Raw genomic sequence first — 14,909 nt, 5'->3', positions numbered from 1 at the left:
CCCCCGGTTCCGTCCATGCCGGGCGATCAGAACGCCTTGAGGATCTGATCGACCACCTTCTTGGCGTCGCCGAACAGCATCATCGTGTTGTCGCGGAAGAACACCTCGTTCTCCACGCCCGCGTAGCCCGAGCCCATGCCGCGCTTGATGAACAGCACGGTCTTGGCCCTCTCCACGTCGAGGATCGGCATGCCGTAGATCGGCGAGGCCTTGTCCGTCTTGGCGGCCGGGTTGGTGACGTCGTTGGCGCCGATCACGAAGGCCACGTCTGCCTGCGGGAACTCGCCGTTGATGTCCTCCAGCTCGAACACCTCGTCATAGGGCACGTTCGCCTCGGCGAGCAGCACGTTCATGTGGCCCGGCATGCGGCCCGCCACCGGATGGATGGCGTATTTCACGTCGACGCCTTCCTTCTTCAGCATGTCGGCCATCTCGCGCAGGCTGTGCTGCGCCTGGGCGACCGCCATGCCGTAGCCGGGGACGATGATGACGCGCTCGGCGTTCTTCATGATGTAGGCTGCGTCGTCCGACGAGCCCTGCTTCACGGGGCGCGTCTCGACCTGCCCACCGCCGGCCGCCGCGGCGGCATCACCGCCGAAGCCGCCGAGGATGACCGAGATGAACGAGCGGTTCATCGCGTGGCACATGATGTACGACAGGATCGCGCCCGAGGAGCCGACCAGCGAGCCCGTGATGATGAGCGCGAGGTTGCCCAGGGTGAAGCCGATGCCGGCCGCCGCCCAACCCGAGTAGGAGTTGAGCATCGACACGACGACGGGCATGTCGGCGCCGCCGATCGGGATGATGATCAGGCCGCCGAGCACCAGCGAGGCGAGGATGATCAGCCAGAAGATGGCCTTCGACTCGGTGCCGATGAACAGGGCGATCAGCAGCACGAGGCCGGCGGCGAGCAGCGCGTTGATGAGGTGGCGCTGCGGCAGCATGATCGGCTTGCCGGACATCCGGCCGTCGAGCTTCGCGAAGGCGATGACCGAGCCGGTGAAGGTGATGGCGCCGATGGCGACACCCAGGCCCATCTCGAACAGCGACTGCTTGTGGAAGTGGCCGTTCTCAATGATGCCGAAGGCCTGCGGGGCGTAGAGGGCGCCCGCCGCCACGAACACCGCCGCGAGGCCGACCAGCGAGTGGAAGGCCGCGACGAGCTGCGGCATGGCGGTCATCGGCACGCGCTTGGCGATCACCGCACCCGCGCCGCCGCCGAGGCCGAGGCCCAGCAGAACGAGGATCCAGGCGCCGAAGCCGGCCGGCGGATGGCCGACCAGGGTGGTCAGGATGGCCAGCCCCATGCCGACCATGCCGTACATGTTGCCCTGGCGGGACGTGGTCGGGTGCGAGAGCCCCCGCAGCGCCATGATGAACAGGACGCCGGCGACGATGTAGAGGAGTGAGGAGACGTTCTCGGACACCGGCTCAGCCCTTCTTCTTGTACATGCCGAGCATGCGCTGCGTGACGAGGAAGCCCCCGAAGATGTTCACGCTGGCCAACACGATGCCGATGAAGCCGAAGAAGCGGGCGACGCCCGTGCCCTTCTCGATGAGCGGCACGCCCACGGCGAGGAGCGCGCCGACGATGATCACCGACGAGATCGCGTTGGTGACGGACATCAGCGGCGTGTGGAGCGCCGGGGTCACCGACCACACGACGTAGTAGCCGACGAAGATCGCCAGCACGAAGATCGCGAGCCGGAACACGGTGGGATCGACAGCACCGCCGGTGGCGGCGGCCATGCCGTGGCCCATGCCGTCGGCGATGACCTGCGCCTGATCGGCGGCGTTACGGGCGACGGCGGCGGCGGCCCGGGCCGCATCGGCCAGGACGCGGGCCTGATCGGCCGCCTGGTCGGGAGGAACGACGACAACGTTTGCCATGACAGGAATCCCCTCGACGGATCAGGCGGCGCCGGTAGCCGGGGACTTGCCCGGCTCCGACTTGGCCAGGCCGACCGCGCCGGCCTCGGAGGCGGCGCCGTCGGTCTTCGGCTGGAAGGAGGCGTGAACGACGGACCCGTCGCGGGTGAGGTTGGTGGCCTTCACCAGTTCATCGTCCCACTTGATCGCCAGAGCCTTGGACTCCTTGTCGACCAGGGTCTCGATGAAGGCGTAAAGGTTGCGGGCGTAGAGGCTCGACGCCGTGGCGGCGAGGCGACCCGGCACGTTGAGGTGCCCGACGATCTTCACGCCCTTGTCCGTGACGACGATCTCGCCCGGCTTCGCGCCGACGACGTTGCCGCCGCGCTCCACCGCGAGGTCGACCAACACCGAGCCCGGCTTCATCGAGGCGACCATCTCTTCGGAGACGAGCTTCGGCGCCGGGCGGCCCGGGATGAGGGCCGTGGTGATGACGATGTCCTGCTTGGCGATGTGGCCCTTCACCAGCTCGGCCTGCTTCTTCTGGTAATCGGCCGACATCTCCTTGGCGTAGCCGCCGGAGGTCTCCGCCTGCTTGAACTCCTCGTCCTCGACGGCGACGAACTTCGCGCCGAGCGATTCGACCTGCTCCTTCGTGGCGGGGCGCACGTCGGTGGCGGTCACGACCGCGCCCATGCGGCGGGCGGTGGCGATGGCCTGGAGGCCGGCGACACCCACGCCCATCACGAAGACGCGGGCCGCCGGCACGGTGCCGGCCGCCGTCATCATCATCGGCATGGCGCGGCCGTATTCGGAAGCGCCGTCAACCACGGCGCGGTAGCCGGCGAGGTTCGCCTGCGAGGACAGCACGTCCATCACTTGCGCGCGGGTGATGCGGGGCATCAGCTCCATCGCGAAGGCATCGACGCCTGCGTCGGCGATGTCCTTCAGGGCCGCCTCGTTGCCGTAGGGGTCCATGATGGCGACCACGGTGGCGCCGCGCCGGAGATGCGGAAGCTCCTCCTTGGCGGGGCGGCGGACCTTCAGGACGAGGTCGGCGTCACGGGCGGCCTCCTCGGCGCTGGACGCGACGGTGGCGCCGGCGGCCTCGAACTCGCTGTCCGGGATGCCGGCGCGGGTGCCGGCCCCGGACTCGACCACCACGTCGGCGCCGAGCGCCTTGAATTTCTTGACCGTCTCCGGCACCGCCGCGACCCGCGGTTCCGCGGAGTCCCTTTCGGACAGCACAGCGATGCGCATGCGTCGACCCTCAGACAAAAGCGTGTGACTCCCCGCATGCGCCAAGCTCGGCGACATTTCGAGGGATCATGTCAGGTTGCGATAGGAGTTTCGGAGCGGTTGTAACCCGACGGCATTCCTGCCGCCGAGCGCTTCCGCTGAACCGACCGGGACCCGTTCGCCCGGCCGCGTGATGCGAACTAGGCGAACGCGAGGTACAGAGCGAGAAGTACGCCGACTACGAGCGGAGCCCGCCAACCGATGGCCGGGGCGAGCGCGCCGACAGCGCCGGCCGCGCCCGAGGCGACCACACCGAGGATGGCCATCAGCCACGCCTCGCGGATGCCGCCCACGGCGAGGGCGAGGACCCAGCAGATGACGACGCCGGTTCCGATTTCCACGAAGCGGACGAAGCCGCGATAGGTCTGCTCGTGAGTGGACCCATCCATAGCCGGGCTATAGGCGTGCCCTGAGACGGTTTGACTCTCGGCCATTTGAAGCGGATCCCTTGGGCGCAACTGTTTTTTCGTTGGTAGCGTATCTAGCCGACGGGCTCAATCGTCGCAATCGCCGGAACCCCCCTCCGCAGGGGTCTTCGACAGGCCCGTTCCCGTACCAAAGTGCAGTTGCGCCTGATGGTCCGGCCGATTCGCCCGGTCAGGCGGCGTCGTCGGCCTTCTCCTCGCCTTCGAGGCCGAGATCCTTCAGCTTGCGGTAGAGCGTCGAGCGGCCGATCCCGAGCCGCCGGGACACCTCGGACATCCGCCCCCGGTAGAATTGCAGGGCGAAGCGGATGATGTCCGTCTCCAGGGTCTCCATCGTCTTGATCTCGCCGGTCTCCTCCGTGACCAGCGAGAGGGCGTGCGGATCGCGCACCTCCACCCGGACGATCTCGCGCACCGGCTCCGGCACGTAGGATGGCATCACCGGCTGGTTCGGCGCCGGGGGAATGCGCACGTCGAAGCCCTCGACCTGCGCCGCGATCTGCGGAAACTCGGCCAGAGTGAGCTCGTCGCCATCGGCCAGCACCACGGCGCGGAACAGGGCGTTCTCCAATTGGCGGACATTGCCGGGCCAGGGATAGCGGGTGAGCAGCGCCATCGCCTCCTGGCTGATACCCCGGACGCGCTTGCCTTCTTCGGCGGCAAACCGCGCACAGAATGAGCGCGCCAACTCGGCGACGTCCTCGCGGCGTGCCCGCAGGGGCGGCAGCGTCATCGGGAACACGTTCAGCCTGTAGAACAGGTCCTCGCGGAACTTGCCCTGCTTCACGAGATCGAGGAGCGAGCGGTTTGTCGCCGAGATCAGGCGGATGTCCACGCGGACCGCGCGCTTGCCGCCCACCGGATCGACCTCGCCCTCCTGCAGGGCGCGCAGGAGCTTTACCTGCGCGTCGAGGGGCAACTCGCCGATCTCGTCCAGGAACAGCGTCCCGCCCGAGGCTTCCACGAACTTGCCGGCATGCTTCTCGGTGGCACCCGTGAAGGCGCCCTTCTCGTGCCCGAACAGGGTCGATTCCACGAGGTTCTCGGGAATCGCGCCGCAATTGACGGTGACGAAGGGCTTGCCCTTGCGGTCGCCGGAACCCTGGATCGCGCGGGCCAGCACCTCCTTGCCGACCCCCGATTCGCCCTCGATCAGGACGGGGATGGTGGATTTGGCGGCCCGCTCGGCGAGGCGGATCACCCGCTCCATATCCGGGCTGCGGGAGGTGAGGTCCTTGAAGCTCAGCGCCCCGGAGGCCCGGCGGCGCATCCGGCGCACCTCCTCTTCGAGGTGATCGACCCGCAGGGCGTTCTTGATCGAGACCTGAAGGCGTTCCGCGCCGGCCGGCTTCACCACGAAATCCACCGCGCCCGCCCGCATGGCGTTCACGACGGCGTCGATGGAGCCGTTCGAGGTCTGCACGATGACCGGCGTGTCGAGGCCGCTGCGGCGCATCTCGGCCAAGACGCCGAGCCCGTCGAGCCCCGGCATCACCATGTCGAGGAGCACCACGTCCGCGCCCTCGGCCCGCAGCATGGCGAGCCCGTCGATGCCCGTTTCGGCCACCCGCGCCTCAAAGCCGAACCGGCGGACGGCGGCCTCGGTCAGGCGGCGCTGCACGGGATCGTCGTCGACGATGAGGACGGCGGTCGACATGGCGGCACCCTTGAGGCCGCACCCTGCGGCTCGGCGCCGGGAGTCCGGCGCGCGTCCGATTCGGCGGCTGTTTCGTTTCGAGCCGTACCCTCGCCCAGATCCGTAAAGTCGCGCTTAACGACGTTTTGTCTTCCCGGCGGAACATGCTCTGGAGCATGACATCGACGCTTGCGTTGAACCGCAACGGGCTTCGCTCGATATCCCCCCTGAGCGCACGCTGCCCCAACGCGCCCGAGGACTGAAGAACCGATGAGAGTGAGCCCCGCCGCCCCGCTGCCCGCCGTGATGGCAGAAGGAGCCGATGCCGCACGCGCCGCCGCGAAGGCGGCCGATCTCGGCCAGATTCTCGGCCCGCTGCCGGAATGGGACCTGACCGACCTCTATGGCGGGCTGGACGATCCGAACTTCTCGACGGACCTCACCCGCGCCGAGGAGGAATGCCGCCAGTTCAGTGAATCGTATGCCGGCAAGATCACCGGCCTCGCCACGGGGCCGGACGCCTCCGCGCGCCTCGCGGATGCCGTCGCCGCCTACGAGCGGATCGAGGACCTGCTCGGCAAGCTGATGTCCTATGCCGGGCTCGTCTATTCCGGCGACACCACCGACGAGACCCGCGCCAAGTTCTACGGCGACACCCGCGAGCGGCTGACCAACGCCTCCGGCGACCTGCTGTTCTTCGGCCTCGAACTGAACCGCGTGGACGACGCGACCCTCGACGCCGCCAAGGCGCGGGAGCCGCTCTCGCGCTACGCCCCCTGGATCGACGACCTCCGCCGGGAGAAGCCGTTCCAGCTCGAGGACCGGATCGAGAAGCTGTTCCTCGAAAAGTCGGTGACGGCCAACGCCGCCTGGGACCGGCTGTTCGACGAGACCATCGCCAGCCTGCGCTTCACCGTGCAGGGCGAGCGCTTGTCCCTGGAGCCGACCCTCAACAAGCTGCAGGACCCGGACGGGACCGTGCGCAAGGAGGCGGCGGGGGCGATCAGCGAGGTGCTGCGCACCAACCTGCGCGTCTTCACGCTCATCACCAACACGCTGGCCAAGGATAAGGAGATCTCCGACCGCTGGCGCGGCTTCCGGGACGTCGCCGATGCCCGCCACCTGTCGAACCGGGTCGAGCCGGAGGTCGTGGCGGCGCTGGTCGATGCCGTGCAGGCCGCCTATCCGCGCCTGTCGCACCGCTATTACAAGCTGAAGGCCAAGTGGTTCGGGCAGGAGACCCTGCCCTATTGGGACCGCAACGCGCCCCTGCCGAAGGTCGATCAGCGCACGATCCCCTGGACCGAGGCGCGGGACACGGTGCTGACCGCCTACGAGGCGTTCTCGCCGGACATGGCCAGCATCGCCAAGCGCTTCTTCGACCGCAACTGGATCGACGCGCCGACCCGTCCGGGCAAGGCGCCGGGCGCCTTCGCACACCCAACCGTGCCCTCGGTGCACCCCTACGTGCTGGTGAACTACCAGGGCAAGCCACGGGACGTGATGACGCTCGCCCACGAACTCGGGCACGGGGTGCATCAGGTGCTGGCGGGCCCGAACGGCGCGCTCATGGCGCCGACCCCGCTGACGCTCGCCGAGACGGCCAGCGTGTTCGGCGAGATGCTGACCTTCCGCAAGCTCCTTGCCGCGACCCAGAACACGACCCAGCGCCGGGCGATGCTCGCGGCGAAGGTCGAGGACATGATCAACACGGTGGTGCGCCAGATCGCGTTCTACCTGTTCGAGCGGAAGGTCCACCTCGCCCGCGCCAAGGGTGAGTTGACCACCGAGCAGATCAACGCCCTGTGGCTCTCGGTGCAGGCGGAATCCCTCGGCCCGGCGATCACCCTGGACGCAGGGTATGAGCCCTTCTGGGCCTACATCCCGCACTTCATCCACTCGCCGTTCTACGTCTACGCCTACGCGTTCGGCGATTGCCTCGTGAACTCGCTCTACGGCGTCTATCAGAAGTCCGGCGATGACTTCGCGGAGCGCTACATGGCGCTGCTCTCAGCGGGCGGGGCCAAGCCCTATGGCGAATTGCTGGCGCCGTTCGGGCTCGACGCGCGCGATCCCGGCTTCTGGCAGGTCGGCCTCGGGATGATCGAGGGCATGATCGCCGAGTTGGAAGCGATGGAAGGCCAGGATTGAGGTTTGGGGGGCGGTTCGCCGCCCCCTCCCCTCGGGGTGCTCAGCGCAGGGGCTTGGCGAGGTTCACGGCCAAGGCCGAGACCAGCGTGAGCGTGTAGCCGTCGGATCGCGTATCGGCGATGCGCTCGGCTTCGCCGCCGCTGTTGGCCGCAACCGACATCATCAGCATCAAGCCGGTGCCGATCGCGCCGATACCGGCGGTGAGGGCCAGATAGGCGCGCAAGGCGGCGCGTGGAACGATGGTCTCGTCGGCACAGGGGCCGAGGGCCAGCGGGGTCGGGCTGCTGTCGCTCATGGCAGTTAGCTTCACCCGCGACGCCATCGGCCGGACGATCCGGCCACGCTCATGCGGACGCTATGGCTCGCTATCATGCAACGTGCCGTAACGGCAAAGGTTCAAGCGTAACAATTGCCGGTTGCGTACTTTTTTGCACCGCTATGCTTGTCGAAAGCTTGGCGGCGCCCCCCTCCCGGCGACGGGGGGCGCCGGGAGGGCGCTAGCCCTCGCCCGCGTGGGCCTTGCCCAGGGCCGCCTGGGCGGCGGCGAGACGGGCGATCGGCACGCGGTAGGGCGAGCACGAGACGTAATCGAGCCCGACCTCCTGGCAGAAGGCGATGGAGGCGGGATCGCCGCCATGCTCACCGCAGATGCCGAGCTTGATGTTCGCGCGGGTGGCCCGGCCGCGCTCGCAGCCGATCCGCACCAGTTCGCCCACGCCTTCCTGGTCGATGGTGATGAACGGGTCGGCCGGCAGGATGCCCTTCTGGGTGTAGGGCCCGAGGAAGGTCGCCGCGTCGTCGCGGGAGATGCCGAGCGCCGTCTGGGTCAGGTCGTTCGTGCCGAAGGAGAAGAACTCCGCCGTCTCGGCGATCTGGCCCGCCATCAGGGCGGCGCGGGGCAGCTCGATCATCGTGCCGACCTGATAGTCGAGCTTGGCCGACTTCTCCTGCTCGACGGCCTTCGCCGTGGCGTCGATGCGGGCCTTCACGAGGTCGAACTCGGCGCGGGTGAAGACCAGCGGCACCATCACCTCTGACGTCACCGGCTTGCCGGTCTCCTCGGCGGCCTGGATGGCAGCCTCGAAGATGGCGCGGGCCTGCATCTCGGCGATCTCCGGGAAGGCGATGGCGAGGCGGCAGCCGCGGAATCCGAGCATCGGGTTGTGCTCGGAAAGCTCGCGCATCCGCTGGCGGATCTTGTCCTCCGACACGCCCGTCGCCTTCACGACCTCCTGCACCTCCGAATCGGTGTGCGGCAGGAACTCGTGCAGCGGCGGATCGAGCAGGCGGATCGTCACCGGCAGGCCGGACATGATCTTGAACAGCTCGATGAAGTCCTGCCGCTGATAGGGCAGGATCTTCGCCAGCGCCGCCTTCCGGCCCTCGGCGTCGTCGGCCAGGATCATCTCGCGCACGGCGATGATCCGGTCACCCTCAAAGAACATGTGCTCGGTGCGGCAGAGGCCGATGCCCTCGGCGCCGAAGTTGCGCGCGGTGCGGGCGTCGGTAGGCGTGTCGGCGTTGGTGCGCACCTTCATGGTGCGGATGCCGTCGGCCCATTCCATCAGCGTCGCAAAGTCGCCGGAGAGCTCCGGCTCCAGCATCGCCACCTCGCCGAGGATCACCTGTCCGGTCGAGCCGTCGATGGTGATCTTGTCGCCCGCCTTCAGCATCTGGCCGCCGACGGTCATCGTCTGCGCCTTGTAGTCGATGCGGATCGTGCCGACGCCGGAGACGCAGGGCTTGCCCATGCCGCGCGCCACCACCGCCGCGTGGCTGGTCATGCCGCCGCGCGTGGTGAGGATGCCCTCGGCCGCGTGCATGCCGTGGATGTCCTCAGGCGAGGTCTCGACGCGCACGAGGATGCACTTCTTCTCGGCCTTGCGATGCGCCTCGGCATCCTCCGAGTTGAACACGATCTGGCCCGTGGCCGCGCCCGGCGAGGCCGGCAGGCCGTTGGCGATCACCTTGCGCTCGGCCTTCGGGTCGATGGTCGGGTGCAGCAGCTGGTCGAGGGCGGAGGGCTCCACGCGGCCGATGGCCTCGTTGCGGGAGATCAGCCCCTCGGCCGCCAGATCCACGGCGATGCGTAGGGCCGCCTTGGCGGTGCGCTTGCCGTTGCGGGTCTGGAGCATCCAGAGCTTCCCCTTCTCGATGGTGAACTCCATGTCCTGCATGTCGCGGTAATGGCCTTCCAGGATCCCGTAGATCCGGGTCAGCTCCGCGAAGCTCTCGGGCATGGCCTTCTCCATCGAAGGCTTGTCGCTGCCGGCCTCTTCCCTGGCCTTCTCGGTGATGTTCTGCGGGGTGCGGATGCCCGCCACCACGTCCTCGCCCTGGGCGTTGATCAGGAACTCGCCGTAGAGCGCCCGCTCACCGGTGGAGGGGTTCCGGGTGAAGGCCACGCCGGTGGCCGACGTGTCGCCCATGTTGCCGAACACCATCGCCTGCACGTTGACGGCGGTGCCCCAGCTCTCCGGAATGCTGTTCAGCTCGCGGTACTTTTTCGCGCGCGGAATCATCCAGGAATTGAACACGGCGCCGATGGCGCCCCAGAGCTGGTCGTCGGCGCCCTGCGGGAAGTCCGAGCCGTGCTGCTCGCGGACGATCTTCTTGTAGGTCTGGATCAGGGTCTTCCAGTCCTCGGCGCCGAGTTCGGTGTCGAGGTCGAAGCCCTTCGTCTCCTTGTACTGCTCCAGCGCCTCCTCGAAGGCGTGGTGCTCCACGTCGAGCACGACGTTCGAGTACATGGTGATGAAGCGGCGGTAGGAATCGTAGGCGAAGCGCTCGTCGTCGGCCTCCTTGGCCAGCGCCGTCACGGTCTCGTCGTTGAGGCCGAGGTTCAGCACCGTGTCCATCATGCCGGGCATGGAGGCGCGGGCGCCGGAGCGGACGGACACGAGGAGCGGGGCCTTCGCGTCGCCGAAGGCGCGGCCGGTGTGCTTGCCGACCTGCGCCAGGGCGGCGGTGACCTGGTCCCTCAGTTCCGGCGGGTAGCTCTTCCCGTGGTCGTAGTAATACGTACAGACCTCGGTGGTGATGGTGAAGCCGGGAGGCACCGGGAGGCCGAGATTCGACATCTCGGCCAGATTCGCGCCCTTGCCGCCGAGCAGATCGCGCATCTGCGATTTACCCTCGGCCTTGCCATCACCGAAAGCGTAGACCCACTTCGCGTCGCCAGCCATCTCGATACCGCTCGTCGCTCGCCGTTGGGCCGTGAATGCCCTTCACGGCGGGGTGAACCATTCGGCACTGCAACGCAAGATGAACGGGCAGTGCGAAACGGCAGCCTCATGTGACGAAATCCCGCCCGTGACGTCCATCCACCGAAAGGGGGGCCATGGACGCGCGGACGGGCCTCGCCGAAACCGGATCAGGAGAGGCCGCGGAACAGGCCGAGGCCGATCACGCCGACCGCGATCAGGTAGATCGCGACGATGAAATTCAGCAGCCGGGGCATCACGAGGATCAGGATGCCCGCCACGATGGCGATGATCGGCTGCAGGTGCGAGATCGTGATCGTCATGGTCCGTCCTCCGGCCAAGCTCGGCCGTGAGGAGGAGACGTCCGGGCGGCCTGAAGGGTTCCTCGACGCACGATGTCGGCCGCTCCCCTCACGCGGGGAGCGGCCGGGCGCGGACTACATCGGCGGGGGCTTGGGCGTCGGCGTGTTCGTGCCGGGGATCGGATCCTTGGCCTCGCCGACGGGCAGGCTGACCTCTGTCGTCGGCTTGGCCAGTTCCGGGTACGGCGAGATCACGTTCGCCCCGTTCAGCGGCTTGTTCGCGCCGTTGTGACATGTGGCGCAGCTGATCTTGGCGACGTCGTCGGTCGGACCGAGGCGGGCCGCCGGGAACGTCGTCGTCAGCGGGTGCATGTAGTCCTGGTTCAGGTCGCGGACCATCTGCACGCCGTACCACGCATGGACCCGGTTCGGGGTGCTGGTGTCCCACTGCGCCACCGAGCGGGTGTTGTGGCAGAAGGTGCAGTTCACCCCCAGCGCCTGGGACATGGTGATCATGATCGCGAAGGTGCGCTCCGCGTCCTGGATCGGCTTGCTCTTCGATTCGGGGAGAGCGGTCGTGGCGTTCACCCGCACGAAGGATTCCGGCACGTCCTTCTTGCCGTAGTACTCGTCGAAGACGGCATAGGGCAGCGAGGTCAGGCCGACATTCGCCGAGGCGCGGTTCTGGCCGTTGTTGCGCGGGATGAACTTCGAACCGGCCGAGGGCGGGGGCGTGTCGAACCAGACGTTGGCCGGCACGGGATTGCCCCGGTGGCAGGTGTAGCAGGTCACGCCGGCCTCGTGGACGTGCTTCTCCTTCCAGGTCGAGTTGATGTGCTGGGTCATCTGGAACATGCGGCGGGCGACGCGCTTCTGGTACAGCTCGTCGGAGGCCATGTTCTCGGTGCTGTGGCAGTAGGTGCAGCCCTGCTGCGGCGCGACCCATTCCGTGATCGACACCATCACGCGGTTGAACTGCTCGGCGGAGAGATCGCCCAGCACCTGCACGTTCTCGTAGACGGCCGAGGCCTTGTCGCCTGAGGCGTCGGCGGGGTCCGCCGGGGCCGGCGCCCGGTTGGCGTCGGACAGTTCCTCGTTGCCCGCACGGGTGCGGATGAGGTCCATGCCGGTGCCCCGGAAACCGGTCTGCTTGTTGGCCATGGGCGGGTGGGTCCAGCCCGCCCCGCCGAACATCGCGATGGTGAGGAAGAGGGCCAGGGCGGCCCCCGCCACGGAGAGAACGGTCTTCATTGCGCCCTCCTCACGGCTTCACGACAGGGCTGAGATGGGCCGGATCGACGATCGGCCCGTAGACCTGCGGGTAGGACGGCGCGACGCCGTGCTTGACCGCCCAGAGGTACCAATTGTCCACCACCGTGCCGGTGAGGAGGATGCCGATGCCGCCGGTCAGCGTCGTCAGCACCGCGAACCACCACGCCCAGCGGTGGATCGATTCCATCGTGGCGTTGAAGCCCATGGTCCAGCGCCAGAACAGGGCGGCGCGCTCGGTGGCCGTGCCGCGATCCACGATCTGGTCGATCTCGCGATCCGCCCCGTAGCGCGAGCAGGCGAGGATGGTCCCGCCATGCATCGCGAAGAGCAGCACCGACCCGTAGAGGAAGGTGATCGAGAGCATGTGGAACGGGTTGTAGAACAGGTTGCCGTAGCGCAGCGAGAACGCCGCCGTCCAATCGAGGTGCGGGAAGATGCCGAAGGGCACCGCCTCGGACCACGAGCCCATCATGATCGGCCGGATGAAGCCGAGGACGAGGTAGAGCCAGATGGCGCTGGCGAAGGCCCACGGCACATGCGTGCCGAGTCCCAGCGCCTTGGCGCGGCGGTAGAGGTGAACCCACCACAGCAGGATCGAGGCGGTGAGGAAGAAGCCAGCGATCAGCCACCAGCCGCCCTCCGCCAGCGGCGGCAGGATGCGCAGACCGTATTTCGGCAGCGGCGGTTCCAGGGCGAGCCAGGGAAGCTGGCGCACGAACTGCACCGGATCCCAGTTCACCGACGCCCACATGTTGAGGCCGATGATCTCGAAGGCGATCAGCCCGCAGACCATCGACAGGGCCGCGATGTAGCCGATGTAGATCGGCCCGACCTGGCTGTTACCGATGAGGCCGAACAGATAACTGTTGAACGGCTTGCCGATGCGGTCGTTGACCGCGACCGGCACGCCCATCTCCGGCTCAAGCGGCCGGACCTGAACCTGGGTGAAGAAATTCTGGTAGTAGGCCATCGTCCGATCCCCCCGAGGCCGGTCGGCTGACCCGACCCGGCTCGCAGCGTCCGCGACATGCCCCGCGCGGACTGCGGGAAATTTGCGGGATACCCGTCAGCGCCACACGGGCAGGTTGAGCCACCAGCCCCACCATTCGGGCCAGCCCTGGGTCCAGAACGGGCCGCTGATCACGATGCAGACGGCGCTCCAGAAGCCCGCCGCCAGCGCGAGGTACCAGCCGAGCCTGTGAACCCCGAGGGTGCCGATCGAATAGCCGATCGTGTCGCGGAAAAAGGTATCCTCGTGCTCGGGGGTCTTCACCGTCTCGCCCTTCTTGGGATTGGTGGCCGAGAGGATCAGGCCGCCATGCATCGCCAGGGCGAGGGTGGTGGTGAAGAAGAACGTCACCGCCAGCATGTGCGCCGGATTATAGTGGAAGTGGAGATACTGGTATCCGGTGTTCGACACCCAATCGAGGTGCGAGAGGATGCCGTAGGGGAAGCCGTAGCCCCAGGCGCCCATCAGGAACGGGCGGACCACCACCAGAGTGAAATAGGCGAAGATCGCCATGCCGAAGGCAATCGGCACATGGTAGCCGATGCCGAGCTTGCGGCAGATCTCGACCTCGCGCAGCGCCCAGGACACGAACGAGCCCAGCGCGCACATGGTGATGATCTGCCAGAGCCCGCCCTCCTTCAGGGGCGCGAGCTTGAGGCCGTAGCTGATGTCCGGCGGGGCGATGTTGATCTGCCAGATGTTCCAGGTCGGCCCGAGGGCCGCGCCGTAGATCACCAGGGCGGTACCCAGCACGGTGAAGAAGATCCCCGTCACGCCGAAGAATCCGACGAAGTAGGGGCCGATCCAGAAGTCGAAGAGGTCGCCGCCGAGCAAGGTGCCGCCGCGGACCCGGTATTTGCGCTCGTAGCTCAGCATCGCCATGGCGAAGACCTCCCGTTCGTCGTTCGGAGGGGCGGGCGGCGACGTCCGCCCCTCCGCTCAGTGATGTCAGGCCGGCATTTCCGGCAGCGCGAGCGTGATGGCGTTCGCGGCCTTGTTCGCCTTCGGACCTTCCAGCCAGTTGAACCGGTCGGTCGAGAGCAGGATGAAGTGGATCAGCAGCGCGAGGATGAAGAGGAAGGTGAACAGAGCCACCAGCGTGCGCCGCGGATCGAAAAGCAACCAAACCTTGTGCATCCGATCCTCCTCAGCCGATCATCGAAACGAGGGCGCGGGCCGTGTCGGTCACGCCTTCGAGGGAGGCGTAGCCCTGCGGTCCGGGAAGCCACGGGCGCCACAGCCAGACGAGGATGTGGGCGACCACGGCAATCGCCGTGAAGATGAGGAAGCTCGTCAGGAAGATCGCGTGGAACTCCTTGGCCTCCGGTTCCGTCAGCCCGGACAGGCTGCTCGGTCTCTCAGTCGTGATGGGTCCACCAGCCATGGTTTAAGACCTCCGTGTGTTGGCCGCGCCTCTTGCGAAGCGCGACGGGTGCTGCCGCGTGTGGCGCGGCCTCACTTCCCCCGCGTGACCGGACGGAAGCGTCTCGTGTCTGGGCTGAAGCGCGAACGCTCAGCCCATGAAGGCGAAGGGAATGGCCTGCACGGCCATCGCCCGGGCCTCGCCGAAGACCGAACGGTGCGGCGCCGGCAGGCCCGCATGGGCGGGCTTGCGGGCGGGCGACATCCGGGCGAGGGCGGCGGCGGCGAGGAAGAAGGGGTAAGTCGCGGCCAGGATCAGCCGGAACTGGAGTTCCTCCTGATGCAGGCGCGCGGTCGGGGCCATCGTACGCATCCTCAGGT

Annotated in this window: 15 protein-coding genes; 1 reads left to right on the top strand and 14 read right to left on the bottom strand. The window is 67.6% G+C overall.

Annotated features, from left to right (window positions below; all coding sequences use genetic code 11):
• Nucleotides 1-26: 26 nt before the first annotated feature.
• From MKK52_RS23145 to MKK52_RS23125, 5 genes are all read right to left on the bottom strand, one after another.
• Nucleotides 27-1,427 carry an NAD(P)(+) transhydrogenase (Re/Si-specific) subunit beta gene (locus tag MKK52_RS23145; protein WP_243958312.1) on the bottom strand — a complete coding sequence of 467 codons (1,401 nt, stop codon included), beginning with the start codon at nucleotides 1,425-1,427 and terminating at the stop codon, nucleotides 27-29.
• 4 nt (nucleotides 1,428-1,431) lie between these two features.
• A complete protein-coding gene (locus MKK52_RS23140) occupies nucleotides 1,432-1,890 on the bottom strand; it encodes a proton-translocating transhydrogenase family protein (RefSeq protein ID WP_243958310.1) in 459 nt (152 codons plus the stop codon).
• A 21-nt stretch (nucleotides 1,891-1,911) separates the two neighbouring features.
• Complete coding sequence (locus MKK52_RS23135) at nucleotides 1,912-3,129, bottom strand: Re/Si-specific NAD(P)(+) transhydrogenase subunit alpha (RefSeq protein WP_243958308.1); 1,218 nt, start codon at nucleotides 3,127-3,129, stop codon at nucleotides 1,912-1,914.
• 179 nt (nucleotides 3,130-3,308) lie between these two features.
• Nucleotides 3,309-3,602 carry an aa3-type cytochrome c oxidase subunit IV gene (locus tag MKK52_RS23130; protein ID WP_243958306.1) on the bottom strand — a complete coding sequence of 98 codons (294 nt, stop codon included), beginning with the start codon at nucleotides 3,600-3,602 and terminating at the stop codon, nucleotides 3,309-3,311.
• A gap of 163 nt (nucleotides 3,603-3,765) precedes the next feature.
• Nucleotides 3,766-5,250 (bottom strand): sigma-54-dependent transcriptional regulator, encoded by a 1,485-nt coding sequence (locus MKK52_RS23125; protein WP_243958304.1) that lies wholly within the window; start codon nucleotides 5,248-5,250, stop codon nucleotides 3,766-3,768.
• Nucleotides 5,251-5,499: 249 nt separating this feature from the next.
• Here MKK52_RS23125 and MKK52_RS23120 point away from each other — a divergent pair, with 249 nt between their 5' ends.
• Complete coding sequence (locus MKK52_RS23120; RefSeq protein WP_243958302.1) at nucleotides 5,500-7,380, top strand: M3 family oligoendopeptidase; 1,881 nt, start codon at nucleotides 5,500-5,502, stop codon at nucleotides 7,378-7,380.
• Nucleotides 7,381-7,420: 40 nt separating this feature from the next.
• Here MKK52_RS23120 and MKK52_RS23115 read toward each other — a convergent pair whose 3' ends face one another.
• The 9 genes from MKK52_RS23115 to MKK52_RS23075 all read right to left on the bottom strand — a co-directional run bounded on the left by MKK52_RS23115 (nucleotide 7,421) and on the right by MKK52_RS23075 (nucleotide 14,901).
• Entirely contained in the window at nucleotides 7,421-7,675 is a 255-nt protein-coding gene (locus MKK52_RS23115) for a hypothetical protein (RefSeq protein WP_243958300.1), read from the bottom strand.
• Nucleotides 7,676-7,877: 202 nt separating this feature from the next.
• Nucleotides 7,878-10,565 carry a pyruvate, phosphate dikinase gene (gene ppdK, locus MKK52_RS23110; RefSeq protein WP_243958298.1) on the bottom strand — a complete coding sequence of 896 codons (2,688 nt, stop codon included), beginning with the start codon at nucleotides 10,563-10,565 and terminating at the stop codon, nucleotides 7,878-7,880.
• 188 nt (nucleotides 10,566-10,753) lie between these two features.
• On the bottom strand, nucleotides 10,754-10,906 hold the full coding sequence (locus MKK52_RS23105) for a DUF3096 domain-containing protein (RefSeq protein WP_243958296.1): 153 nt from the start codon (nucleotides 10,904-10,906) through the stop codon (nucleotides 10,754-10,756).
• A gap of 114 nt (nucleotides 10,907-11,020) precedes the next feature.
• Entirely contained in the window at nucleotides 11,021-12,136 is a 1,116-nt protein-coding gene (pufC, locus tag MKK52_RS23100; protein ID WP_243958294.1) for a photosynthetic reaction center cytochrome PufC, read from the bottom strand.
• A 10-nt stretch (nucleotides 12,137-12,146) separates the two neighbouring features.
• On the bottom strand, nucleotides 12,147-13,127 hold the full coding sequence (gene pufM / locus MKK52_RS23095; protein ID WP_243958293.1) for a photosynthetic reaction center subunit M: 981 nt from the start codon (nucleotides 13,125-13,127) through the stop codon (nucleotides 12,147-12,149).
• Nucleotides 13,128-13,223: 96 nt separating this feature from the next.
• A complete protein-coding gene (pufL, locus tag MKK52_RS23090; protein ID WP_243958291.1) occupies nucleotides 13,224-14,048 on the bottom strand; it encodes a photosynthetic reaction center subunit L in 825 nt (274 codons plus the stop codon).
• 66 nt (nucleotides 14,049-14,114) lie between these two features.
• Nucleotides 14,115-14,303 carry a light-harvesting antenna LH1, alpha subunit gene (gene pufA / locus MKK52_RS23085; protein ID WP_243958276.1) on the bottom strand — a complete coding sequence of 63 codons (189 nt, stop codon included), beginning with the start codon at nucleotides 14,301-14,303 and terminating at the stop codon, nucleotides 14,115-14,117.
• 10 nt (nucleotides 14,304-14,313) lie between these two features.
• Nucleotides 14,314-14,550, bottom strand: coding sequence for a light-harvesting antenna LH1, beta subunit (pufB, locus tag MKK52_RS23080; RefSeq protein WP_238204760.1), 237 nt, complete (start codon nucleotides 14,548-14,550; stop codon nucleotides 14,314-14,316).
• Nucleotides 14,551-14,679: 129 nt separating this feature from the next.
• Complete coding sequence (locus MKK52_RS23075) at nucleotides 14,680-14,901, bottom strand: hypothetical protein (protein WP_243958274.1); 222 nt, start codon at nucleotides 14,899-14,901, stop codon at nucleotides 14,680-14,682.
• Between the last annotated feature and the right edge of the window lie 8 nt (nucleotides 14,902-14,909).

Source organism: Methylobacterium sp. J-067, from assembly GCF_022829465.1.
Lineage (GTDB): Bacteria > Pseudomonadota > Alphaproteobacteria > Rhizobiales > Beijerinckiaceae > Methylobacterium > Methylobacterium litchii.
Note: the sequence above shows the minus strand (reverse complement) of the source record. Positions and strands in the feature narration are given on the sequence as shown.

Bases quoted from the DNA above. Each gene is read 5' to 3' on its own strand.
- pufA (WP_243958276.1), bottom strand. From the start codon at position 14,303: ATGCACAAGGTTTGGTTGCTTTTCGATCCGCGGCGCACGCTGGTGGCT.
- ppdK (WP_243958298.1), bottom strand. From the start codon at position 10,565: ATGGCTGGCGACGCGAAGTGGGTCTACGCTTTCGGTGATGGCAAGGCC.
- MKK52_RS23140 (WP_243958310.1), bottom strand. From the start codon at position 1,890: ATGGCAAACGTTGTCGTCGTTCCTCCCGACCAGGCGGCCGATCAGGCC.
- MKK52_RS23105 (WP_243958296.1), bottom strand. From the start codon at position 10,906: ATGACGATCACGATCTCGCACCTGCAGCCGATCATCGCCATCGTGGCG.
- MKK52_RS23115 (WP_243958300.1), bottom strand. From the start codon at position 7,675: ATGAGCGACAGCAGCCCGACCCCGCTGGCCCTCGGCCCCTGTGCCGAC.
- pufL (WP_243958291.1), bottom strand. From the start codon at position 14,048: ATGGCGATGCTGAGCTACGAGCGCAAATACCGGGTCCGCGGCGGCACC.
- MKK52_RS23130 (WP_243958306.1), bottom strand. From the start codon at position 3,602: ATGGCCGAGAGTCAAACCGTCTCAGGGCACGCCTATAGCCCGGCTATG.
- MKK52_RS23135 (WP_243958308.1), bottom strand. From the start codon at position 3,129: ATGCGCATCGCTGTGCTGTCCGAAAGGGACTCCGCGGAACCGCGGGTC.
- MKK52_RS23125 (WP_243958304.1), bottom strand. From the start codon at position 5,250: ATGTCGACCGCCGTCCTCATCGTCGACGACGATCCCGTGCAGCGCCGC.
- pufB (WP_238204760.1), bottom strand. From the start codon at position 14,550: ATGGCTGGTGGACCCATCACGACTGAGAGACCGAGCAGCCTGTCCGGG.
- MKK52_RS23120 (WP_243958302.1), top strand. From the start codon at position 5,500: ATGAGAGTGAGCCCCGCCGCCCCGCTGCCCGCCGTGATGGCAGAAGGA.
- pufM (WP_243958293.1), bottom strand. From the start codon at position 13,127: ATGGCCTACTACCAGAATTTCTTCACCCAGGTTCAGGTCCGGCCGCTT.
- MKK52_RS23075 (WP_243958274.1), bottom strand. From the start codon at position 14,901: ATGCGTACGATGGCCCCGACCGCGCGCCTGCATCAGGAGGAACTCCAG.
- pufC (WP_243958294.1), bottom strand. From the start codon at position 12,136: ATGAAGACCGTTCTCTCCGTGGCGGGGGCCGCCCTGGCCCTCTTCCTC.